This is a genomic window from bacterium (assembly GCA_026416715.1).
Classification (GTDB): Bacteria; UBP4; UBA4092; order JAOAEQ01; family JAOAEQ01; genus JAOAEQ01.
In genome coordinates this window covers 1-24,153 of record JAOAEQ010000022.1, presented here as the reverse complement: position 1 = coordinate 24,153, position 24,153 = coordinate 1, and the positions used below count along the sequence as shown (strand labels likewise).

Sequence of the window (24,153 nt, the reverse complement as noted above, 5' to 3'; positions counted from 1 at the left end):
CCAAGATCACGAAACTCGCAAGTATTTTTCAGCTTTATTTTAGGATAGAGAATTTCCGTTTAACATTTTACAATAACGCTCATTATTTTAGCGATTTGTCAACCAATATTTAACCATTTTAATAATATATGCTAACGGATGCACTACCATATATCCACAGCAATTAGGATCGGTAACGATAATATGCTTCGCTCCACTCAAATAGGTCAAGGTTAATGGAAACCGGCGGAGATACGAATTCGCATTATCGCTTAATAGAACTACTAAATCATATTTTTCAGTTCTTATTTGACGGAGTAAGTGGATAGCAAGCAACAATTTTTTATACCCAGAATGTTGTTGAATCGTTCTAACAATCGTAAAATTGTTTGCAATATCGCTGCTTTTTTCGATTTTCTTTGGGGTTAATAAATGTATCTCGCCAGCGTTTGCTTGGTTATGCAGGATATCAGCTGCATGAAACGCTACGCTTAAATCAGTATAATTAATTACTAAAACTTTTTCTTTTTTTTGAGTAGGTTTATAATGCTCCAATAATGGTATAGGACGAATTGAAATTGGCGTGGCTTGCACTCTTTTATCTCGGTATTGATACCAGGCATTATATGCCCGATGTAATGCATCAATTAAATCTTCTGAAGTTAAATATTCAGTTCTGATTACCGCCGAACGATTCCCATCGAAATCTGACCAGCGAGTGGCTAAAAGATATCCTTTTTCTTTTAATTCGTAATAATATTTTGTTCCCGGAAAAGGGGTAACGATCGAAAACTGCACACTATCTGGTTCCAATGATAAAGCAAAATCTATCGTTTTCTGGATGGTTTCTTTCGTTTCACCTTCCAGTCCAAATGTAAACGTTAAATGCACCTTAATTCCAACAGATTTCGTGATTTTAACCGTTTCAACAACTTTGTTTAAATCTAACCGTTTTCCACATCGGTCGATCAATTCTTGCACCCCGGATTCAACACCGTATTTTATAGCAATCATACCCGCATTAGCCATTGCTTGAAGCATTTCTTGGTCTAATGTATCTGCACGAGCCATTGCCGCCCAAGGGATTTTAATGCCACGCCGATTTAGCTCGGAACAGAAATGTAAAATGCGTTGTTTTCCTAAGTCAAAGGTATCATCATCGAAATAAACCGATTTAAATCCGTAGGTTTTTATGAGCCATTCAAGTTCATCCACTACCTTAACCGGATCCCGAACTCGATATCGATTGCTCCCATACACAACCTGTGGCCAGAGACAGAAATTGCATTGGAACGGACAACCACGACTCGCCCACATTTGTACCATCGGTTTTGGCAAAACACCGAAATCGTCGTTATAATTCAACATTGGTAAATGATGGTAAGCAGGCCAGGGTAGTTCGTCAATATTTTCGATTAACGCACGACGTGGATTCCGAACAATTCGATTATCCTCGGTCCGATATACGATTCCGGTGACCGGTGCTATCGACTCATGTTTAGCTAATTTCTGAACTAACTCGCGTAACGTATATTCATATTCTCCAACTAAAATAAAATCTATATATTCAGCTTTATTCATTATATCTTCTGGCATCACACTTACATGAGGACCGACAAAAACCAACCACCGTTTTGCTTTAGTTTTCCTGATAACTTTTGCTATTTTTTTCGCAATAGCTAGGTCGACCTCAATCGTTGGGGTTGAAGTTTCTAAAACTACCATATCAGGATTAAACTGAATAATTCGGTCAATGAACTCATGTTCAGTTAAATGTTCTGCAATTCCATCAACCAATTTACACTCAAATCCCGCCTGTTCCAACACCGCAGTTGCATACGCTAAATAAAACGGAAACGGGAGATAGACCGAACCCGGCTGCTGCCAATGTGGCCAACGCGACCCGGCACGAACCCCGTATCTATTACCTTTTCTCCATGGTGCATTACCTAGAAATATTCGCATTATTTATCCTTAACTACTAAATATATTTAGATAGTATTTATCGAGGATTTTGTTCCAATCAAATTCCTGTTCGACTCGTTTTCTACCTTCACCACCTAACTTTTTTCTTAAATCGGAGTCATCTAACAGCAATTTCATTTTACTATATAACGCATCCGCATCATTAGGAGGAATGGTAAATCCGGTTACTCCATCAATTACAATATTTTTTAATCCTCCGATATTAGAAGCAATAACGGGTTTTCCACATGCCATCGCTTCTAATGCAGTTATACCGAACGCTTCTTGCCAAATAGATGGAACAAGACATATGTCACTTGACTGATACAATATTGGCAAATCCTCTTGCGATAACCAACCGACAGATTTTATATAAGGGTCTGCGTTAAATCCAGTCTCAGAAGAAGTTACTATTAATTCAAAATCGGTTCTTTCCTTCCATAACCGTCGACAAGCCTTTTTTACCACCGAAAATCCTTTGACTGGGTCATCCACCCGACCAGAAAATAAAATCCGTTTTACTTTTGCCGGTACTTTTTCTGTTACATAGAATCTATTGACATCGATCCCGGAAGGAGTAATTTGAATTCTTTGATTATAGGGACGGATAATATTTGCAATAACATCATTATATACAATTATCTGATAAGCTGACTGTAATGCTTTTCTAAAAATTTGCGGATAGAAAGGAGAAAAGGTCATCGCGCCAAGATACTCCTGACAAAAATGAAGTTTGGTTAAATCTGTATTGCGATTAATCAATATTTTTATAATACTTTTATCCATCCGAAAATTTACTGAAAAACAAAGGGCGCATAAGGTTGGATGTTTCAAAATATGGTTGTTACAAATCCGTTTTAATTGTGATTGATATAAGTTATTCATACCACAGAATATTTCATATGCATAAAACCGCAGAATAACTTTATATTTTTTAGCTAACGCATTAACAAGATGCGGTTTTAAAAAATATCCATCTGTTAAAAAAACATAATCCGGTTCAAACCGGTCTATTGCTTTCTGAAATCGCTCGACAACGGTATATCGGTTAAAACTAAATTTACTAAACTGGATTGATTCAACTGGAAATGGTAAATTAATCTTAATGACACCTCGACGGAAATAACGGGTGAAATCAGGGACATATAAACGAATACTAGCACCGTGATTATGTAACCGAGATGCGACTTCATACACGTCTACCCAAGAACCACCTGTCGGAGGGTAATGAAAGAGTAAATCAAGAAAAGCAATTTTATTATTCACTGTTATTAGAAATTAAAATTTAATCTGAGTTTTGCTGCTCCTATTTTCGGGTTATGGCAAACTTAATGTCATATACAGTCTGATACCATAAAAATAAACAATCTGCAATAATCAGATTAAATCTACCTGCATCTAAATCTTCACGCAAAAAGTTTCGAAAATAAACTAAATTAGTGATTCCTTTATGTAGGAACCCTCTTATAGAATCAGGACGTGGACGATGTAAAAAAAACCAACGCCAATACGTCCGAAATAAAGATGTATAATTATCGTGTCGTAAATGATACACTACCGATTTGGGGTCGTAGATAATTGTATACCCAGCTTCGAGCAATTTTCGAGAAATATAATAATCCTCGTTATTAGTTCTATATTCTGGGGTATCCTTATAAAATCCTACTTCTGCTAACGCGGGACGATAAAATACAGTATTATTACCGAATAGATGCATCGGATTAGTTATAACCTCTTCTCCTTCCCAATACTGTTTCATATGTATTGCCCGCCATCGATCCGGGATATCCGTTTGATGTTTCTCGATTAATTTTCCGCTCACGCCAGCAACCTGTTCTTGATCAAAATAAACCATCAATCGTTCAAGCCAATCCGGTTCCGGAATACAATCCGCATCAAGTGATGCTACATAATCATATTTAGCATTTTTAACTCCGGTATTCCTAACCGCAGCTAACCCTTGGTTTTGCTGATGTTGAATTAATTTCACCGGATATTGTTTAGCTATATCCGCTGTTGTATCTGTTGATCCATCATCTATAACGAGAATCTCAGAAACTGGATATGTTTGTTTCTGGATATATTCTATACATGTTGCAAGATATTTCTCTACATTATACGCAGGAATATATACCGATACAGGTCGTTTCATGATGTTTTGTGTTTTCCTGTTAAACTCAATCTAACTTTATGATATAACCGATATAATAATTTGCTACGGATAGCTTCTAAATCAGCTTTAGCTTTACGTAATTCATCTATTTCTTCATAGAGTCTTCTAATTTCATCACCCATTCGCTGATTATCATTTCCTAAATTTTCTATTTCCTTACCCATTCTGCCCAACTCCCGTTGCGATTCAACGACTAAAACCGCGAGTTGTTTAATCATCGAATCATTCTTTTGCAGAAATTTTGGATTTAAACAGTATTGAGATAGTGGTTCAATAGTTTTATCCCAGGTTAACTGTTCTCTAACCAATCGCTGTGCATTCGTTTTATAAGTGGGTATTACTTCCGGATGTTTTAAAATTGACTGTATCGTTGATTCGACTTCTTGTTGGTCAGATGGGTCTACTACCCATCCTGCCTGATATTCTTTAACTAATTGCGCGATATCACAGAAATCACTTATAACCACTGGTAATCCTGACCATAGGTAGCATACAGTTCTAATTGGATAGGCAAGCAATCTTTCATTATTAGGCATCATCAAGTCTACCGCAAAGCTTGCTTTTACATATTCTTGCATTAATTGTTCATGGTGTAACATTGGATATCGTTCAACTCGCGGACTTTTAACCAATCGTTCTTCCGGTGCAGCGTAAGTTAATGGTATATCCTTTAAATATGGATGAACACTACCAAAGATTTTTAACTTACCACATTGTAATTCATCCATTTTTTTTATTACGAGATTAAGCGGGGTAAATGGGTCTTGCCACGGCCAGAAGACGCCTCCAAACACTAGTGTTAATTCATCAGGTATACTAAATTTAGGCAATTCTGGAGAAAGTGATACGGGAATTGATGCAATACAGTCTGCTTTCGGGTCAATACCTGCTAAAACCATCCAGGTAAAAAAATATGCTTTCTGCTTATCTGAAGCACAGATAAAATAATCCGCTTTAGCAAATGCTTCTATTTTCGATGCGAAAAATAAATCGAGGTCGAAAACATCAAAATATGCATTCTCTAACATTAACAGACCAAACAAATCTAAAACCAAAGGCATTTCTAACCGATGCAATTTATTCGCATGATGCCATTGAATACATACCACTATATCTGGTTTAACTTTAGCAACAACCGCATTCAGATTATTTGATATATGTGTATGCTGGCGGATTAATTCCGGCAAATCCGTTTTATCTTCAATAATGGTTTTCGGTAGGGAATAAAGTACTTCATATCCACGTGATTTTAATCCTTCCCCAATCTGCCATGCACGAATCCCGCCTCCCGCCGTTGGATATCCTAATCCTGGAAGCATCTCTGTCGTAAAAATTAATATTTTTTTGCTCATAGTTTTGAATACCGATTACCGAGTTTGAGTTTAAAAAAGTATAATATTGTTCCCTCTCTCTTCTCACCTAACTCTTAACTTTCTTAAAAAACGATTTTAAAATTTGGATAGGTGAACTCGCATCGAATTCCGGATTTTGCCTTTTACCCCCAATCATTGCAGCACTATTATCGGGTGCAAATTTCGGACTTTTTACCCATTCACGTAACGGTATCGCAGTCTTTTCACAGGTGTAATTAGAATAAACGAATTGTCTTGCTCTTTGTGAAATTTCTTTCATTTCTTGCGGATGCGATATCGCGTAATGGATTTGTTCAGCTAGTTGGTCAGCGTTCCCAATTTCAAAAGTCAACCCAAGCCGATTTTCTGCAATAACATAACTAATTTCGGTGCCAAGGGTTGTTAGAACCGGCAATCCAAGTTTCATCATATGCAGTAACCGATTTCGTGCACCGAAAACAGTTTCATAATTAAACGTATCTATATTTATTCCTATATCTGATTCGAAATAATAGTTGAAAACATCTTCTGACGGGATCCACCCGCGTAACAGAAACCGATTTGTAAATTCCGAGTGTTGGATTAACTCCTGAAACCGAATATAGGTTTTTTCATCATGACCCGGTAACGCGCCGCCAGTAGAAACAAACCAAATTCGACCATCTCTTTTCATTGCGCGCGTTATCCCGTTAAATAATGTATCAATATCAGTCCAGGTATTATATCCACCTGACCATAAAATAACAAATGCATCTTGCCCTAGCCTATTGCGGATAACAATTCTATTATGCTGGATTTCTTTCGGTTCGAACGAATTGGGTATATGGTAAACAAACTCATACCCCGTGGTTATCGCTGATAATCTACCGATTGTAGCAAGTTCGCCAAGTAACGCATATTTCTGGGGAATTGAAACCGTTGAAAAAATATCTGCGGTTCTAATAATGCGTTCTTCCTGCTGCCAGAATTCATCAATTGGTTGATTCGACCCGATACGTGCGGATTTCGATTGCGCTTCCGCCATCAGCCAGCCGTTTAAATCCGCCCAAAATGGTACAGTTCGATTTATCTTGGCAGCAACAGATGCTGGTAGTCCGTTTATCCCAACGATACAATCCGGACGAAATTCATCATAGAGCTTCTGTACTGTTTCCCCATCCAAAAACGGTTCCATTTCGTTGATACTAAAATATCTTAAATTTCGAAATTCATCGTTTAAATTTCGAATTTCCTGAACTAATGGCAGGTTTAAACCTGATTCCGAAGCGGTAGGAATTCGAACCGCAACTAATCGCACCTGATGTCCATCATCTAGCAATGGTTTTACAATATGCCAAGTTCGATATCCAAGTCCATATAAGGTTGTACTCGATTCGAAGGGCAATGGTCCAGCACCAACAGCAAATATTTTCATAAATTATATCATAGCAAACAATATTTCGTGGTAACAATATGATAAGCTAAGCTCAAAAGAGATTGGAGTAAAGGAAACCTTTATTGTTATCCAATATTTTTCTACTATTATTTGAGCTTCCTTAATACTCTTATGCAATATTCAAATTCTGCTTATTGAATCATTCCATTTATTTTATAATCGGGAGCGTGAGTTGGATGAGATACCCACTGTTGGAGTTGGCGAGTAGTTTTTTCAAAGGTCCAATGCTCAAAAATAAATCGTTTTGCTTTCAATCCCAACTCAGTTAATTCAGATTGATGGTCAACAGCCCAGAGAATATGAGTTATAAAAGTTTTTAAATCGCCTATAGGAAAAGTTAACGCTAATTGTTCTTTAGCTAAAATTTGGGTTATTTCCGTTCCCAAAGAAGTTAGAATGGGAAGCCCGGCTCGCATCATACTATTTAAACGATTACGTGCCCCAAAAACTACTTCATAATTATTTCCATCAATATTTAATCCAAGATTTGATGCGAAATAATAATTAGTTACATCATCCAGCGGAATCCATCCTTTCAAAATAAATCGGTCACGGAACCGAGAGTGGTTAACCAAGGTAACAAATCGAGAATAAGTCCTCGTATCATGTCCGGAAATATGTCCTCCGGTAGAAACAAATTTAATGCGCGGATTTCTTTCCATAGCTTTCGTCAAACCGGTAAATAAAAAATCTACATCTGTCCAGGTATTATAACTACCACTCCAGAGTATAACAAAATCTGTATCCGCAACTTCTACTCCACGCAGCACAGTTCTATTCGGTTTTAATTCCGCATTTTCAATTGAATTTGGTATGTGATATACAAATTCATAGCCGGCAGTTTGTGCGTTCAACCGTTTAAATGTCGCTAATTCACCAATTAAAGCATATTTCTGCGGCAATGATACCGTTGAAAAGATATCAGCACGAGCAACAATAGTTTTTTCCATATTCCAAAAATATTGTATCCATTTATCATCTTGGTCTTGAAATGATTTAATTTGCGCTTCCGCCATTGCATAACCGTTCAAATCTGCCCAGAAAGGTTTATCAGACGGTATTTGAGCAGTCATCCAAGCTGCATGGGTATTAATACCAAGTAAACAATCCGGTTGAAATCCATCGTGTACTTCTTTCAGAAACTTAATATCTCGAAAAACCGATAGTTCATCTACCGAGTAATATATCCAAGGTTTTGCACCAGATGGGAAATCGGTTATCTCACGCCGAATTAATTTTTCTAGATTGAGTTCGTTCTCGGGATCAGGTAACTGCATCGCTATCAAACAAATTTCATGTCCGAGTTCGAGTAACGGTTTTATAAAATGCCATGTCCGGATTGATGAACCATAAAATTTAATCTGGTTTTCAAAAGGTAACGGACCGACACCAAGCGCAAGGATTCTGCTCATAGAATTAAGTAGAGAGGTTATATGTTAGAATCAGAAAAAAATCTACGTTCTGATTGCTAACGACTAAATTTTTATAATTTTACCGTTTTTATCAAGTAACTTAATATGATACTCACGTTGCGTTATAATTCGTTTGCCAGTATTGATACAGGTCTGACAATGTGGGTGCGGCCGAGTCGTATTCACAGTCCTGCGAAATTCCTGATATTGTTTTCCATTCCAGACTTCTGCAAACGAATGATTGCGTAAATCACCTAGTTTAACGTCATTGGCACAACAAGGACTGACAAATCCATCACTGCGGAAATAAATGAATTCCCAAGGTTCATAACATAGTTTCCACTCTGGATTATTGTCCGCAGATTTAGAACTCGAATGAGATTGGATCGATAATTTTCTTTTGTCTTTCTCAATATCCGCTTCAGCAAACGACGGTGGAATCCGTAGTTCAATCCCTAACGTTTTCGCTTTTTCTCGCGCTTGAGCAAAAATATGATTCGTATATTCCTGGTGGAAAAAAAGGGATTCGTTCATTAGTTCCGGACGATACACTATCAAATAGTCTCCTGTGATAATCTTTATCCCTAATCGTGCAGTTAACTCGACAAAATCTAAAAATTCTGCTAATGTCCGTTTCATAAAGGTGAATGCAAAGGCCACTTCAGGATATGGCGAATTTCGTTCCCGTTTTAATTTCAGTAATCGTTCAACATTTCCGATAACTCGATTGAAATATCTGCCTCCTCGAACGAATGAATAGGTTTCTTCATTCGTTGCCTCTATCGAAATATAGAGTTGTTTCAACTGATGGTTAATCAATTCCTGAGATGCTTTTTCATCTAGTAGAACACCATTGGTAACTAATCGAGTGGTAACATGGTTGGGTATCAGTTCTAGTATCTGAAATATACGATGGTCAACCAAAGCTTCTCCGTATCCGAAAATAGATAATTCTATAAAATATGGAAACAACGGCTGAATTTTTTTGATAATTTCATCCGATAAATCTGTACGCTCTCCTTCAAAAAAGGATTGCCCACACATCTGACATCGAAGATTACAGCGATTGGTTGTCTCGAGATACCCACGAATCGGATATGAACGAACTCGAAGTGATTGCTTTCTACTCTCCTTATAATTCCGTCGTCGATTCTGCTCCTGTTTGATTATTGGTCTATCTCGTTTAAGAAATTGTGTAAAGATATTTTTCATTGAGTTCCAAGCAATCTTTGATTGAGACCTGATATGCATCAGGATAAACTTTATTTCAACAGTTCTCTCAATCAGAGATTGGCTATAACGAAATGAGTCTCTCAACCCGTTGCTGAACTTTATCTGTCACATTTTTTCCGCATAGACTAGCGCGACATCACCTAGATTAACCTGATTTATACGCGCACGTATTATATCGTTTAATCCGAGTTCATTCCATACTTCTGAGTAGGTTTCCATATCAATTCCAACATAATTTTTTAGCCCAAGTATACGAAATCCATTTTCTTCTAAGAGTTTCGTTAATGTCCTCGTTCCAAAAAAGAATAAATGGTCTTGGTCTGAGAACCAGTCTTTTCCTGCGATAAGCCGAGGGATACTATCACAGTTTGGGGTTCGAATAAACAGTTTACCTTTCGGTTTAAGAATTCGCCATACTTCTTGCACGGTCTGTTTCGGATTCGGAAGATGTTCAATAACATGCGTCATGGTAGCAAAATCAAACGATTGCTCCGAATAACTTAACTGCTCTAACGGACCTTGCACTACCTTAAACCCCATTCTCCTATTAAACGCAATAATTTCTGGAGATACTTCAACTCCTTCAGCGACCCAACCGCGATTTATAAATTCTGCTAGTAAACCACAGGTCGCACAACCGATATCGAGCATTTTCCGGTTGCAACCGATTTGAGATTCATATTCTTGCAGACCAAGCGATTCTAACCACTGGAACACCAACGAAAACTGTTTGCCAGTAGGGCTAAAAACCTTCCCAGTCGCTGACCACTCTTGCCAGACGGTAAGTATTTTTTCTGCGTTGGCAAGAAAAGGAGCAAAATATCCTTCTGTATATTTCTTGGTTAGTTCTGTTTCCGTCGGTTGTGGAAATACAAAATATAATCCGCATTCCACGCAATAGAATACTTGGCGGTTTGTCTTTGGATTGATATAATACTGGACGATTTCGGATGCGCCACAGAGCGGACATTCTACTTTTGCGTAGAGCTTCGCACGTAATTTCTGCCAAAATGTCTGGCGCAATAACGGCATATCTAATTTAACCTTGGTTTCAAGAATCTTTAATACTAGCCGCTCAAGTTCACGGTGGTTTTTTACATCTAACTGCAACATATCTACCAGCCAAGCAAATTGACATTTCGGATTGGTTCTCAACGATTGATATATCAGCGCTGCTTCAGATTCCTTTCCAATTTGGGATAACGTCACCGCATAATTCAAGTGTAGTACTAAATTATCAGGTGCAACTCGCATTGCTTGCTGATAGTGTTCAATGGCTGGTTCAAATTTCTTTTGCGTCACCAATAGATTCGCGAGTAATATTCGTGCTTCTACCAAATTGGGGTTTACAGCAATCGCGTGGTCTAGTTCTGATATTGCCGCAGGGATATTTCCGCGATAAAAAGTCCAAGCGAATCCATCACGATAGTCGAATTGGGCTAATTTTTCCGGAATATAGCCATCGATATCTTGTTCGAATGGAATCGGCTCTCGAATAAGCTTTATTGCTTGTTGGTAATGGTCAGTAGCAGTATTCACAATTTTTTCATTGCACATCGCATTCGATAATCCTGCCATTTAGTTTTCCATCGGGCAAATAATGTATTCGGTAATCGAATCATGTTATAACGATATGCTTTTAATATAGCAGCATATTCAGGCGTGCCTTTAACTGAGGTACGGAACTTCGTCTCTTCTTGTAATGCCCAGTATAACTGGTATATCGAGTAATTCTTCAAAACAAATCGTATTCGATTTCGATGATATTTTTCAAAAAAATCTGAGGACGCTTTCCCCGTTGAATAGGATTCATAATGATATGCCACCGCTGACGGTAGATAAACCACTTTATACCCAAGTTTTTTCGCTCGAAAACATAGTTCGGTTTCTTCAAAATAACCAGGTTTATAATCCTCATCGAGATATCCAAGTCGTTCAATCAATTCACGCCGAATCGCAAACGATGCACCAGTCACATAATCCGGTTCATCAGTTGTATCCCATTGCCCGTTATCTAATTCCCCATTTCCGCGATGCCAAGTTCGACCATTCGGATACATGATTCCGCCGGCATGCTGTACCGTTTTTTTATCCGGATAAAGCATTTTACAGCCGACGATTCCAACTAATGTATCTCGCTGAAAACATTGGACATATTCGGTTAACCACAATGGGGTTACGGTAACATCGTCATTGAGCAAAATCAATATTTCCGATTTATCTATCGCATATTTCATTCCGAGATTATAACCACCAGCGAATCCGAGATTCACCGGGGAATCTATGATTACCACCTGAGGAAATTGCTCGGCTACAATTTCACGGGTTCTATCTATACACCCATTATTGACAAAAATGATTTGATAATTTTTATAGTCACTTTCTAATAACGAGGTTAGACATTGAGCGATAACCGATTCGCCTTTATACGACGCAATGATAATCGAAACAAATGGCGATGTTGAATTCATAATGTTAGCATATTTCGTCTATCATTCCAAAAGGTTCGATACCGATGCCATAACGTGAACGGTAACCGAATCACATGATATTGATACGCTCGTATCACCGCACGATATATCATATCATCCTTTATAGTTTTAAGGTATTTTATTTCTTCTTTACAAGCTAACCGGAGCTTCGAAAAAGGGAAATTCTTCAGCATAAACCGAATCCGATTTCGATGATATATTGTAAAGAAACTTGGACTATACTTAACGGTTGTGCGCGATTCATAATGATAGACGAGCGCAGTTGGTAGATAGACAACTTTATATCCTATACGTTTCGCGCGATAGCAATAATCAGTTTCTTCGAAATATATCGGACGATAAGATTCATCAAGATATCCAAGTCGCTGAATTAACTCCTGACGAAACGCAAACGCTGCTCCAGTCACATAATCGGGTTCATACATAGTATCCCATTGCCCTTTATCTTCTTCTTCATATCCATTATGCCAGGTACGCGCGTTCGGATAAATTATTCCGCCAGCATGTTGAATGGTTTTTTTATCTGGATAAAGAATTTTACAGCCGATAATTCCTACTCTGGCATCGTTCTGAAATGCCTGCACAATTTGTGAAATACAGTTTTTTGCTAATTCAACATCATCATTAACCAGAAAATAATACTGCGCTTCCGGTACTGATTGTATTCCTAAATTATAACCGCCAGCGAACCCTAAATTAACCGGTGAATTAACCAACGTAATATCTGGAAACTGTTGTTCAATGATTTGTTTTGTTGTATCTGTGCTACCGTTATTAACTACAACAATGTTTATATTTGCATAATCTGAATTTTGAATTGAACTTAAACATAACCGGATAACGGATTCACCGTTATATGAAGCGATAATTACCGCAACCTGCGGAATATTGTTGTTCATATATCTATTTTACCATATCTTATAGAGCAATTATTGGTTGGTAGTTGCGTTGTGGCGGATTAACCAGAAGTGGTTTTGCAATAAGAATTTTCAACTGCGCTTTATCAGGTTAAGCCTATACCAAGCATCGAGTTATTCGGTCATTTTAACGAATCTTTACGAAACTAGCGTTTACTGGTAAAATATATTGATAAATTTTCATGATATGGTGAGTGTAGCTCAATTGGTCAGAGCATTGGACTGTGGCTCCAAGGGTTGGGGGTTCAAGTCCCCTCACTCACCCCATGTTTTTAAAAGACAAATCCCAATATTAACTATAAATATCGCATACCGAGTTTATGTGCGCCCGTAGCTCAGCTGGATAGAGCGGCAGACTTCGAATCTGAAGGTCGTAGGTTCAACTCCTACCGGGCGTACCATTTTTTACAAAGTATCAAATAGAAAGAATCGAATTAAGTGCCAAGGGCACTTAATTCAATTTAAAGTCAGATTTTACTGGATCTATCGAACTGATATTTTTTAGATTTTTAGTCCTTCATAACTTGGTAATTGAGTAAACCCGGGCCATTAGCTCAATTGGTAGAGCAATTGACTCTTAATCAAGAGGTTGAAGGTTCGATTCCTTCATGGCCCACCATTTTGAATATTCTAAACCAAATTGCAAATTCCAAAAGGATAAGCGTAACCCTTGTTATCAAACTCAAAGTAACTATTTATAAGGATTGAGGAGCAAAACTTTTTTAATCCTATCAGAGAAGTTCGTTTTTAATCTTCTTCTCACCTGTCAATAAAGCGAGAGTGGCGGAATTGGCAGACGCGGTAGACTTAGGATCTAGGGGGGATCCCCCGTGGGGGGTCAACTCCCCCCTCTCGCACCAACCAAAATAAACAAAAGAACTGAAAAATTTACATAACTTACAAAAGTGGATAAATAACAATTATGCTCTCTCATTTTTTTATTTCTTGGTCTTTTGTTCTTAAGTATTTTAAATTTATTTCTCCCAGAATAAGATAGTGCGACAATCAAGTCTTGACTGCTCTTCATTTAAATTTAACCATCTGGAACCATGGAATTCCATTTGTAATACCATTAACTAGCTCAGTTCTAGCAGAACATCTCGGATTGATTATGGAGTATAATGGGAATTGAACGGTTCAATTCTCATTATGTTCCACTGTTGGTTTTTTAACTAGTAACTTTAGTTTATCAGTTTAACTATAATATTTTCAATATATTATTCGTATATTGCCCAATATTTTGGTAGGAGAGTAGTTGGGTCGGCAATTGTATAGTTGGTATTCTGAGTAGTATAGCTGAAATCGGAACTAGCTTGTGGTAATAAAGTCAAATTATAACCGGGAAATCCGCCGTTCGCATACGCAAACCAGCACGCACAATATATCTTTTGTCTATGACTACGATTCCAATTATTTATTTCTTCAAACGCTTTATTAATCCAACCAGTAGAATAATTATATTTCGGATACCCAGGAATACTTCCTTGTCCGTCAGCAAAACAGTTCATTTCTGTTAGATATACCGGTTTCGCATACGCATACATATTATTCCCGATAATTTGCATCCAATCTTTATATACCCCAAAACCCCAATAATTATCATTTCTTGGGTCAGAATCCCCGTTCCGTCCTCCGTACGCATGAATTGCATAACCATCGCAATCATCGTTGATGCCGTTTACTAAAGTGTACATATAATTTAACCAAGCATACGAATAGGGACCGCCGGGATTCTGACTTGAATTCCATGGCGCAACCGCAGCAACTAATACTTCCGCTTCAGGTTGCACCGTTTTAATAGCGACTCGGCATTTCTTGAAAATAGTGATATAATCACTAGCAGGAATATTGCTATCAAAATTAGCATTCATTTCGTTCCCGATAATCCAGCGTTTACAGTAAGAACTATATACGCTTACTGTACTTGCACAGCTTAAAGCAAACGTATCCCATTCGTTTGAATTACGCGGAACCGATTCACCCCATTGCTTCCCTAAACGAACAAGTATTGTGAATCCTTCACCGGCAATCTGAGCTAATGGTTTTGTATCCAATCCAACTCGAATCATTTCTACATCCCATCTACTTTTTCCATTAAACAATCCCTGCGCAGTTGAACCCCAATCGTGAATTCCATAGATATGGGTAGCGTCTTCTGAAATAGCTATCTCAAAAAAAATTAGGAGACAAAGAATGGGTAGAAATCGGAATGTTTGCATATATAAAAATATTTTACATTTTTTCGTCTTAAAAAGCAATTACAATGGTTAGACTAATTCAATCTCATCAAAACAGGATAGATTAAATCCTGAATTTTTTGATATAATATATAGATAAAAAATGTGGTAAAATAAATTATCTTTTCAGCGAAAGGTCTTTGGTTATGAAAGAAAAAGTTCAAGCAGTTATCGAGAAAATCCGACCTGCACTGCAAGCAGACGGTGGCGATATCGAATTGGTCGATGTTGTTGATGGTTCTGTAAAAGTTAAATTAATCGGCGCATGCGGTCATTGCCCGATGTCGCAGTTGACTCTGCGAAACTATGTTGAACAGATTATTAAGCAGGAAGTACCGGAAATAAAAGAAGTTGTTGCCGCATAATTTTTTCTTAAAGTGCAAAAAGTAACGAATTTTTAGAACTAAATTCGGTAATTTTTCTTACTATTTCGGCATTTTGCACTTCCAATTGGGTACATAATAATTTTATGGGTATTAAGTCGGATAACTGGATTAAGCGGATGGCAATTGAACATAAAATGATTGTTCCTTTTGCTGACAACCAGGTACGGGATGGCGTAATTTCATACGGCGTTTCTTCCTATGGATATGATTTTCGGTTAGCGGATGAATTTAAAATATTTACTGCGGTTGATACTGGTTTAGCTTTCATAGACCCCAAAAATTTTAATTCTGATTATTTTACCGAGTTTAAAGGACGTATCTGTGTTATTCCCCCGAACTCGTTTGTCTTAGGTCGTTCAGTAGAATATTTTAAAATCCCGCGCAATATTCTAACTATTTGCGTGGGTAAATCAACCTACGCTCGAGCCGGAATCATCGTCAACGTAACTCCATTCGAACCGGAATGGGAAGGGTTCGTCACGTTATCCATATCCAATACCAGTCCATTACCTGCGAAAATTTATGCCCATGAAGGAATCGCGCAGGTTATCTTTTTTGAGAGTAATGAACTTTGTTCAATCTCATACGCGGATAAAAAAGGAAAATATCAATCGCAAAAAAAATTAACTCTTCCCAAAATCTAATTACGATTACAGAAGAGATTAAATCGTTAGAATCTGATTTTATAATCGTTGTAATTTTTTCCATGATTGGAATAACGCGACTATTTTGCGGAACCACTACTCCCGGAGATGCTCTTCGTTATGGTTATGATAGCGGAAGCATCCCAACGCATCCTCAACGTTTTTCTAAAGATAAAAAACCGATAGTTGTCTGGAATTGTACCCGCCGCTGTAATCTGCATTGTATCCATTGTTATTCTAACTCCGAAGATAAAGAATATGCGGGTGAATTAACTTCGCAAGAAGCGAAAAAATTGATTGATGATTTAGCAGAGTTTAAAATTCCAGTTATTTTATTTTCTGGCGGTGAACCGTTACTCCGCGAAGATATATTTGAATTGGCTAAATATGCGAGAACTCGAAACATTCGGCCGGTCTTATCTACCAACGGTACGTTGATAACTCGTGATATTGCAAAAAAGCTCCAACAATCGGAATTTGCTTATGTCGGCATCAGCCTTGATGGAATCGGATTGAACAACGATAAGTTTCGGGGAAAAGCCGGTGCGTTTAATGATGCAGTGCGTGGGTTTGAAAATTGTATTCAAGTTGGTCTGCGAGTCGGATTGCGATTAACGTTAACCAAACGGAATTATCAAGATTTATCCGATATCTTTACGTTTATTGAAGAAGAGAAAATTAATCGCGCCTGTTTTTATCATCTAGTCTACTGCGGTCGGGGAAGTGATATGGTTAGAGATGATTTAACCCATGAAGAAACTCGGACTGCAATTGATTTCATTATTAACCGAACTATAGATTTCCATAATCGAGGACTCGATAAGGATATTTTAACTGTTGATAATCATACTGATGGAGTATATTTATATTTGCGATTGACGAAAGAAAAACCAGAAAGAGCAAATGAGGTTATGAGACTTCTCAAGTTGAACGGGGGAAATAATTCCGGTGTTGGAATTGCGGATATTGATAATCTCGGTTATGTCCATCCTGACCAATTCTGGATACAACATACATTCGGTAATGTTCGAGAACGGAAATTTGGCGATATCTGGATGGATACGATGCATCCAATTCTAGCCGGTTTAAAGAATCGGAAACCATTACTAAAAGGCAGATGCGCCCAAATGAATTGTAAATGGATTGATATCTGTAACGGAAACCTTCGTGCTCGTGCAGAAGCGGTGTTTAACGACCCTTGGATGGAAGACCCCGCATGCTATTTAACCGATGAAGAAATCAGAACATAATCCAATGAAACGAAAATATCCGCTGCGTTTAGTATTCTGGGAAACGACGGTCGGGTGTAATCTTCGTTGTGTTCACTGCCGAGCGGAAGCGACTCCCGCTTCACCTCCAGAAGATTTGACTACGAAACAAGCATTAAAATTTATCGATGACCTTGTATCCTTCGCATCACCGATTCTAATTTTATCAGGCGGAGAACCTCTGTTTCGACGAGATATTTTTGAACTCGCAAACTATGCAACAGAAAAAGGGTTACGAGTTGCGCTGGCAACTAATGGAACTTTGGTAACCAAAGAAGTCGCTCATAGAATACTTCAATCCGGAATAAAAAGGGTCAGTATAAGTCTTGATGGTGCAACTGATAAAACGCATGATACATTTCGCGGGAGCCCAGGTTCTTTTGAATTAGCCATTACGGGATTAAAGAACTTAAAAGAACTTCAAATGAGTTTACAATTGAACGTTACAGTTACAAAACATAACGTTACTGAATTATCTAAATTAATGGAATTAGCACAAAAATTCGAAATTGACGCCGTGCATTTATTCATGCTAGTCCCTACCGGGTGTGGTTTGATAATAACTGCAGAACAGCAATTATTGCCAGAGGAATATGAGCAGATATTAAATTGGTTGTATGACCAATCAAAAGTTGTACCATTTGAATTAAGAGCAACTTGCGCACCGCATTATTATCGAATACTGCGACAACGGGCAAAAAAAGATAGAATTAATGTTACTAGGTATGATTTCGGATTCTCCGCGATGACTAGAGGTTGTCTTGCAGGAACTGGTGTCTGTTTTATATCGTATCGTGGTGATGTCTATCCATGTGGTTATCTGCCGGTTAAAGCTGGAAATATTAATGAACAAACAATACAAAATATCTGGGAACAATCAGATGTATTGCAAATATTACGCGATCCGACGAAATTACGTGGTAAATGTAGCATTTGTGAATATCAGACTATCTGTTATGGATGTCGCGCCCGAGCGTATGGTGAAACCGGAAATTATCTTAATGAAGAACCTTATTGCATTTACGAACCGAAATATGGCTCTCCGACCCTGCTTTAGCAGAAGATGGTTGAGCCTTAACTCGGTTACCCGCTTCATACTTTATTTACTATGCTCGAAACAAATAAAAAACAAAACTTCTATTTAGCGATTATTGCTTCCGGAATTGTTATTGGATTTCTCTATTATGCACAGTCGATTCTTATCCCATTAGTGATAGCAATTTTCGTAGCTTATCTTCTGTATCCATTAGCTGAATTCCTCGACCGGCTTAAAATTCCAACTTGGTTAAATATAATCATAATCGTGCTCCTAACGGTATTGATCATTTTAACGTTTGGCTATATTTTATATAAACAATCTGAACTTTTTGTTCGAGATTGGCCTATGTATCGTGAACGATTGACTGAACTAATAGAAACCGGTTGGTATCGACTTCAAACTGTATTTCAATCATCACAAACCACTGGAACTGAGTATAAACCGATGCCGCAACCGAAATTACCGAAATTCATCTCTGAAGAAGAATTGGTTAAACTTTTATCTAAAGTAGTTTTACCATTATCATCGCTGGTATCAACACTTATTCTGATTTTAATAATCGCTTATTTCATTGTCTATACTCGCCACTCGCTGCATAGTAAACTAGAAATGTTACTGGGAAAAGAGAAATCTGACCGGGCTATTCAAATGGCTAAAGACGTTAGTATTGCGGTGCAAAATTATATCCTCGGTCGGGCGATCATTATGGTGATTTTAATCTTACTTACCACCGTTGGGCTTTGGCTCATTGGGGTAAAATATGCGTTCTTATGGGGAATTGTTGTTGCCGTATTAAACTGGATTCCGCTGGTTGGCGTTATTATTGCAACACTGATGCCAACGCTGGTTGCATTAGTTCAATTTCCAACTATCTTACCTGCAATTTGGGTCGTTATTCTATATACAGTTATCCAGTTATTCGAAAATATGATATTAAGCCCGATCCTCCTCGGAGAAAAAGTTAACCTGAGTCCATTGGTTGTTCTCATCGCATTTATGTTTTGGAGTTGGTTATGGGGAGTTATGGGTGCGATTTTAGCTATTCCGATTACGGCAACTATGAAGGTTATTTGTGATCGAATAGATTCACTTAAACCGTTAGGAATCATCCTCGGTAGTGGAATACCACCCAAATCTAATTCTAAAGCAATCGCTGATGATTATAGCCAGAAATTAGAAAAATCTGAACGTTAACTGCTTATAGTTTCAGTTGACGAAGAACTCGACAATATCTTAGAATTTTTAATAAAAAACATACCTTACTCTTATATTTTTTATGTTAATCATTGGAATCGCCGGAGGAACCGGCTCAGGAAAAACAACCGTCGCTAAAGCTATTGTTCGCGAATTGAAAGATGAACGAATTACTATTATTCATCAGGATGCATATTATCGCGACCAAACACATTTACCATTAGAAGAGCGGATGAAAATAAATTATGATCATCCGGATGCTATTGATAAACCGCTGTTAATCCACCATTTGCGTACATTACTTGCGGGACAACCGATTGAAAAACCTATCTATGATTTTAAGACGCATACCCGGTCGCCGAAAACGGAACGAATTATCCCTGGTGATGTGATTATTATTGAGGGAATATTTGCGCTTGAAGATCCAGAATTACGCGAATTAATGAAAATAAAAATTTATGTTGAAACTGATGCGGATATCCGGTTTATTCGCCGATTACGTCGCGATATTAATGAACGTGGACGAACGGTTGAATCAGTCATCGAACAATACAAAAATGTGGTTCGGCCGATGCATTTACAATTTGTTGAACCATCAAAACGATATGCTGATATTATAATTCCGGAAGGCGGACATAATCGGGTAGCAATAGATTTAATTGCAACCAAAATCAGAGAATATCAGCAAAAAAGGAAAAAAGAGTAAAGAGTTTTCGAGATTTTGAGCCAAAAGGTAGTGTAACGCTCATGCATAATTGAAATTAACTATCGTTTTATTTTTTCTATTTTCTTAATCCTTAACTCTCTCAAATGGAAATTATCCTATGCTTCGAGATGCAATTTGCTTAAACGGCGAATGGCAGTTCCAGCCGGATCCCGGCACTTTACTCTATCCACCGGAACCAACCCGATGGTCTGACACAAAAATTCGCATCCCGTCTCCCTGGAATGTAAATGCTTTTTTCCCAGAAAAAGGTGGCGATTTCCGATGTTATCCGAGTTATCCAAAGGAATGGGAATTTGCTGCAGCTGGTTGGCATCGTTGCGAATTTGTTGTACCAAACCGTTGGAAAAACTCCCAGATTTTTCTGCAATTCAATGGAGTACATTATTATTGTGAAATATATCTTAATGGAACTCTTATTGGCAACCACGAAGATGGATTTATCCCATTCGAAATCGATATCACTAACCACATCAAATTCGAGCAAACGAATGAATTGATAGTAGGCGTTAAAAGTTTCGTTTTCTTTAATCGGCAATCTCCGATAGATGCAAAAACAAAATACCCTTATCCGACTGGGTCGTTTTGGGGAATGTTTGCTTCAGGAATTTGGCTTGATGTATTTATACATGCATATCCAAAAATTCGAATCGAAGATGTATATATCCAGACTTCGGTTAGAAAAAAACAGATTATTCTATCTACCACGATAATTAATTATACAAACGAACTACAAACCATTCAGCTTCGCCATAAAATAAAAAAATGGAGATCTTGGCAAACTACTTGTACGATTAAACCTTATGCAAAAAAAAATGTTGCGATCTCCTTGAACTGGGCGAATCCACAATTATGGCATCCGGAACATCCTTATTTATATTATCTAGATACGGAAATAAAATCCCATACAGATTCTACCGCAAAAACAACGTCTAGCTTGTCACATCCGTTGCTGGATAAGGTAACGACTCGATTTGGGTTCCGCGAATTCTGGATTGATAAATCGCGTTTTATCCTTAATGGTTCACCGATTAAACTTCGCGGTGATGCCTGGCACTATCTGGGCATCGCATACCAGAATCCGAATTATGCGCGGTTATGGTATCAGCTAGCGAAACAATCGAACATTAATCATATTCGACTCCACGCACAAATCTATCCCCAGTTTTATTTGGATTTAGCTGATGAGCTTGGTATTCTTATCACCGACGAGACCGCAATTTGGGCATCGCATTGCGCATTTCATTATAATCCCGATTTCTGGCGAAGAGCGAAAGACCATGTAACTGCATTAGTCAAACGCGATCGAAATCATCCATCAGTCGTTATTTGGAGTATAGAAAATGAAGCGCTCGCTGCATATACGTTTGTTCAAGATGACGCGGTAAAAAATGCTAACGATTTATCCGAACGATTCTATGAATTAGTCAAAGAAGTGAAAAAAATAGACGCAACTCGACCGATAAGCGCGGATGGCAGTTTTGATCTTTGTGGCAAAGCCGAAATATATAATATCCATTACCCGCCGCTGCCACGATTAAAAAATACAATTAAAAATAAACCGATTGCAGTCGGTGAGCTGGGCTCGATGTATTACTCTACACCAGATGAGGTGAGTTTATTACACGGCGAAAAAACGTATTTAAGCTTTAAAGAACGGCTAAAAGCTATTGCAAAAGAGCAGAAACGAATGATTTATTTCGTTCGCGAATGGGCTGAACTTGTTACTCCATTTAATATCGTTTGGTATAGTTTAGAACCATTACCTTTCTCTGGGGAAAAAATCAGTTATACCCAGCTGAATACCGCAGGACCAAAACCTGAACGTATCGGTCCTTATTGTGCTACGCTAAATCCAGGATATGATAAGCAGTTACCCAAATGGAAACCAAATGTGTTATATTTTACACTAAAAAAATTATTAACACCGATTCGGGTTTTTATCAAAGAACAGGAAAAAAGTTATTTTTCGGATTCTCCTGTTCGATTAAATTTAACTATCCATAACGATAGTTATGATACAAAAAATATTATTTTAAACTGGAAAATTCAAATAGAACCTGAGAAAAGAAATGTTGCTTATGGCCATAAATCGTTTAAGCTTCAACCAGCAACAAAACAGTATTATCAGATCAAATTTTCTACTCCGCATGTTACACAACGCACTGCGGTTACGTTAGAAATCCAAGTAAAAAGCAAATCACGTAAACGCACTTCGGATATTATTTTTCAGGATAAGTACCGCATTTTTTGTTTACCAAGATTATCACCGGCAATTGAACGGTTTAAGTCTTGTAGACAAACAATGAGGTATACCAGGACGATATACGATAATCTGATTCTCATTTCTCCTAGAACGAAATTATCTGATGACGAGATTTACCACTTAAAATCACTGGTTTATAATGGTTCTCGGGTCATTTGTCTGGATAATAATGAAGATTTCATCAATAAGTTAGGATACACAAGTTTTGAACCGGGTAAATATGACCGAGCTTTTATTCAACTACCCAGACATGCGATTTTAAATAATATCAGGCAGTCTGATATACAATTTTGGGGTAGTGATGAATGTATTGCGTATAGTCATTTCGCCAACTTTCCCAGAGGAAATTTTCGTCCTCTCATTAATCTTGGTAATGGGAAGCCAGTATTGATTGAGCTTTTTGCAGGGAAAGGGGCATATTATCTAACGACGCTATCTTTATCAAAAAATATTAGAAAAGAACCTGGAGCGGAGCTTATTTACCGTAATCTGGTGGAGTATGCTCGGCAACCGTTAAACCATCAGTTTACTGCAACAATTCTTCTCGGTGAAACGAGAAAAACCCTCAAATTATTTTTAGATTATTTAGGAGTCGAATATCATCATTATACAAAATTGACAAATCCTACAACCTCAACAATTATTATTGATGGAAGTCAAACATTTGATGTAAAACATATTAACTATATTCGGAATTTTATTCGTAATGGGGGAATAGTGATTATTTTTGGGCTTAATCCAAATACGCTAAAATCATTCTATCCTATATTCCCTTTCCCAATTCAGGTAATACAACATGATATTGAACATTTGGTTAAAACTAAACCAGACCAGTTGCTCTCTGGAATACATAGCGCCGACCTTTATTGGATTGAACGTAACCATAAAAATCCGATAATTCAGTATGGCATAGAAACAAACCAGAATAAAAAATGCGATATTTTGCTTGGCGCTCCGCAACTTGATTGGCGAAAATGGAACTGGGAAGCTGAACCGATAAAAACCGCTGCTATTCACAAATCAGAATTAACCAAACCTAAACCAGCAAATGGATTAGTCCGATTCCGAATTGGGAAAGGACAGATTATTATCAATCAGCTTTGTTTCGAACAAACTAACTTGATAAAATCCGGCAAGGTTATGAGTTTACTATTTACCAATCTTGGCGTTCGTCTAAATCCGGAAAAAGCTAATCAATTTGCTAGTAATCTACAAATGAAATCTAAAGATGATGATAATCGTTGCATTCTATTACTCAATCCATCCGGATGATAATAACGATATATTTTGATTTTACTAATTCCATCTATTTTGGTAAAATATTTACAATTTTATTCTTATTGAAAAAGGAGTTTAACTCATGGTAGATTTACAGGCGATTGCGGATAATTTATTGCAGGGGAAGGCGAGAGAGGTGAAGGGGTTAGTTGAGGCGGC

General features: G+C 37.6%; 18 protein-coding genes and 4 tRNA genes. 11 read left to right on the top strand and 11 right to left on the bottom strand.

Annotated elements, in window-relative coordinates; all coding sequences use genetic code 11:
- Positions 1-87 precede the first annotated feature (87 nt).
- The 10 genes from N3A72_09725 to N3A72_09680 all read right to left on the bottom strand — a co-directional run bounded on the left by N3A72_09725 (position 88) and on the right by N3A72_09680 (position 12,940).
- A complete protein-coding gene (locus N3A72_09725; GenBank protein ID MCX7919860.1) occupies positions 88-1,944 on the bottom strand; it encodes a cobalamin-dependent protein in 1,857 nt (618 codons plus the stop codon).
- 9 nt (positions 1,945-1,953) lie between these two features.
- Positions 1,954-2,730 (bottom strand): glycosyltransferase family 4 protein, encoded by a 777-nt coding sequence (locus N3A72_09720; protein MCX7919859.1) that lies wholly within the window; start codon positions 2,728-2,730, stop codon positions 1,954-1,956.
- A gap of 520 nt (positions 2,731-3,250) precedes the next feature.
- Positions 3,251-4,096 carry a glycosyltransferase family 2 protein gene (locus N3A72_09715; GenBank protein ID MCX7919858.1) on the bottom strand — a complete coding sequence of 282 codons (846 nt, stop codon included), beginning with the start codon at positions 4,094-4,096 and terminating at the stop codon, positions 3,251-3,253.
- Positions 4,093-5,469, bottom strand: coding sequence for a glycosyltransferase family 4 protein (locus N3A72_09710; protein MCX7919857.1), 1,377 nt, complete (start codon positions 5,467-5,469; stop codon positions 4,093-4,095). Before N3A72_09710 ends, N3A72_09715 begins: the two co-directional genes overlap by 4 nt.
- Positions 5,470-5,536: 67 nt before the next feature.
- Entirely contained in the window at positions 5,537-6,883 is a 1,347-nt protein-coding gene (locus N3A72_09705) for a glycosyltransferase (GenBank protein ID MCX7919856.1), read from the bottom strand.
- 152 nt (positions 6,884-7,035) lie between these two features.
- The gene (locus tag N3A72_09700) at positions 7,036-8,316 is read right to left on the bottom strand and encodes a hypothetical protein (protein MCX7919855.1); all 1,281 of its coding nucleotides are present in this window, start codon (positions 8,314-8,316) and stop codon (positions 7,036-7,038) included.
- 63 nt (positions 8,317-8,379) lie between these two features.
- Positions 8,380-9,528, bottom strand: a complete 1,149-nt coding sequence (locus N3A72_09695) for a radical SAM protein (protein ID MCX7919854.1) — start codon at positions 9,526-9,528, stop codon at positions 8,380-8,382.
- A 126-nt stretch (positions 9,529-9,654) separates the two neighbouring features.
- Positions 9,655-11,127: a methyltransferase domain-containing protein gene (locus N3A72_09690; GenBank protein MCX7919853.1), complete on the bottom strand. Its 1,473-nt coding sequence runs from the start codon at positions 11,125-11,127 to the stop codon at positions 9,655-9,657.
- Positions 11,085-12,020: a glycosyltransferase family 2 protein gene (locus tag N3A72_09685; GenBank protein ID MCX7919852.1), complete on the bottom strand. Its 936-nt coding sequence runs from the start codon at positions 12,018-12,020 to the stop codon at positions 11,085-11,087. Before N3A72_09685 ends, N3A72_09690 begins: the two co-directional genes overlap by 43 nt.
- Positions 12,017-12,940, bottom strand: a complete 924-nt coding sequence (locus tag N3A72_09680; GenBank protein ID MCX7919851.1) for a glycosyltransferase family 2 protein — start codon at positions 12,938-12,940, stop codon at positions 12,017-12,019. The genes N3A72_09685 and N3A72_09680 overlap by 4 nt, the downstream gene beginning before the upstream one ends.
- Before the next feature lie 208 nt (positions 12,941-13,148).
- Here N3A72_09680 and N3A72_09675 point away from each other — a divergent pair.
- The 4 genes from N3A72_09675 to N3A72_09660 all read left to right on the top strand — a co-directional run bounded on the left by N3A72_09675 (position 13,149) and on the right by N3A72_09660 (position 13,818).
- Positions 13,149-13,225, top strand: a tRNA-His gene (locus tag N3A72_09675).
- A 57-nt stretch (positions 13,226-13,282) separates the two neighbouring features.
- Positions 13,283-13,359 (top strand) — tRNA-Arg (locus N3A72_09670).
- Positions 13,360-13,501: 142 nt separating this feature from the next.
- Positions 13,502-13,577: transfer RNA gene (locus N3A72_09665), tRNA-Lys, on the top strand.
- A gap of 155 nt (positions 13,578-13,732) precedes the next feature.
- A tRNA-Leu gene (locus N3A72_09660) sits at positions 13,733-13,818 on the top strand.
- Positions 13,819-14,175: 357 nt separating this feature from the next.
- Here the strand turns inward: N3A72_09660 and N3A72_09655 are convergent.
- A complete protein-coding gene (locus N3A72_09655; protein MCX7919850.1) occupies positions 14,176-15,177 on the bottom strand; it encodes a hypothetical protein in 1,002 nt (333 codons plus the stop codon).
- 164 nt (positions 15,178-15,341) lie between these two features.
- On the opposite strand from N3A72_09655, the gene N3A72_09650 reads away from it, so the two are divergent.
- The 7 genes from N3A72_09650 to N3A72_09620 all read left to right on the top strand — a co-directional run bounded on the left by N3A72_09650 (position 15,342) and on the right by N3A72_09620 (position 23,988).
- Positions 15,342-15,560, top strand: a complete 219-nt coding sequence (locus tag N3A72_09650; GenBank protein ID MCX7919849.1) for a NifU family protein — start codon at positions 15,342-15,344, stop codon at positions 15,558-15,560.
- A gap of 104 nt (positions 15,561-15,664) precedes the next feature.
- A complete protein-coding gene (dcd, locus tag N3A72_09645; protein MCX7919848.1) occupies positions 15,665-16,225 on the top strand; it encodes a dCTP deaminase in 561 nt (186 codons plus the stop codon).
- 62 nt (positions 16,226-16,287) lie between these two features.
- Complete coding sequence (locus N3A72_09640; GenBank protein ID MCX7919847.1) at positions 16,288-17,475, top strand: radical SAM protein; 1,188 nt, start codon at positions 16,288-16,290, stop codon at positions 17,473-17,475.
- Positions 17,456-18,550 carry a radical SAM protein gene (locus N3A72_09635; protein ID MCX7919846.1) on the top strand — a complete coding sequence of 365 codons (1,095 nt, stop codon included), beginning with the start codon at positions 17,456-17,458 and terminating at the stop codon, positions 18,548-18,550. Before N3A72_09640 ends, N3A72_09635 begins: the two co-directional genes overlap by 20 nt.
- 51 nt (positions 18,551-18,601) lie before the next feature.
- Positions 18,602-19,726, top strand: coding sequence for an AI-2E family transporter (locus N3A72_09630; protein ID MCX7919845.1), 1,125 nt, complete (start codon positions 18,602-18,604; stop codon positions 19,724-19,726).
- A gap of 82 nt (positions 19,727-19,808) precedes the next feature.
- On the top strand, positions 19,809-20,432 hold the full coding sequence (udk, locus tag N3A72_09625) for a uridine kinase (GenBank protein MCX7919844.1): 624 nt from the start codon (positions 19,809-19,811) through the stop codon (positions 20,430-20,432).
- Positions 20,433-20,550: 118 nt separating this feature from the next.
- Positions 20,551-23,988, top strand: coding sequence for a hypothetical protein (locus N3A72_09620; protein ID MCX7919843.1), 3,438 nt, complete (start codon positions 20,551-20,553; stop codon positions 23,986-23,988).
- Positions 23,989-24,153 lie beyond the last annotated feature (165 nt).

Coding starts and splice junctions, on each gene's coding strand:
- N3A72_09720 (MCX7919859.1), bottom strand. CDS start 2,730: ATGGATAAAAGTATTATAAAAATATTGATTAATCGCAATACAGATTTA.
- N3A72_09640 (MCX7919847.1), top strand. CDS start 16,288: ATGATTGGAATAACGCGACTATTTTGCGGAACCACTACTCCCGGAGAT.
- N3A72_09650 (MCX7919849.1), top strand. CDS start 15,342: ATGAAAGAAAAAGTTCAAGCAGTTATCGAGAAAATCCGACCTGCACTG.
- N3A72_09655 (MCX7919850.1), bottom strand. CDS start 15,177: ATGCAAACATTCCGATTTCTACCCATTCTTTGTCTCCTAATTTTTTTT.
- N3A72_09705 (MCX7919856.1), bottom strand. CDS start 6,883: ATGAAAATATTTGCTGTTGGTGCTGGACCATTGCCCTTCGAATCGAGT.
- N3A72_09695 (MCX7919854.1), bottom strand. CDS start 9,528: ATGAAAAATATCTTTACACAATTTCTTAAACGAGATAGACCAATAATC.
- N3A72_09725 (MCX7919860.1), bottom strand. CDS start 1,944: ATGCGAATATTTCTAGGTAATGCACCATGGAGAAAAGGTAATAGATAC.
- N3A72_09700 (MCX7919855.1), bottom strand. CDS start 8,316: ATGAGCAGAATCCTTGCGCTTGGTGTCGGTCCGTTACCTTTTGAAAAC.
- N3A72_09685 (MCX7919852.1), bottom strand. CDS start 12,020: ATGAATTCAACATCGCCATTTGTTTCGATTATCATTGCGTCGTATAAA.
- udk (MCX7919844.1), top strand. CDS start 19,809: ATGTTAATCATTGGAATCGCCGGAGGAACCGGCTCAGGAAAAACAACC.
- N3A72_09715 (MCX7919858.1), bottom strand. CDS start 4,096: ATGAAACGACCTGTATCGGTATATATTCCTGCGTATAATGTAGAGAAA.
- dcd (MCX7919848.1), top strand. CDS start 15,665: ATGGGTATTAAGTCGGATAACTGGATTAAGCGGATGGCAATTGAACAT.
- N3A72_09690 (MCX7919853.1), bottom strand. CDS start 11,127: ATGGCAGGATTATCGAATGCGATGTGCAATGAAAAAATTGTGAATACT.
- N3A72_09680 (MCX7919851.1), bottom strand. CDS start 12,940: ATGAACAACAATATTCCGCAGGTTGCGGTAATTATCGCTTCATATAAC.
- N3A72_09620 (MCX7919843.1), top strand. CDS start 20,551: ATGCTTCGAGATGCAATTTGCTTAAACGGCGAATGGCAGTTCCAGCCG.
- N3A72_09635 (MCX7919846.1), top strand. CDS start 17,456: ATGAAGAAATCAGAACATAATCCAATGAAACGAAAATATCCGCTGCGT.
- N3A72_09710 (MCX7919857.1), bottom strand. CDS start 5,469: ATGAGCAAAAAAATATTAATTTTTACGACAGAGATGCTTCCAGGATTA.
- N3A72_09630 (MCX7919845.1), top strand. CDS start 18,602: ATGCTCGAAACAAATAAAAAACAAAACTTCTATTTAGCGATTATTGCT.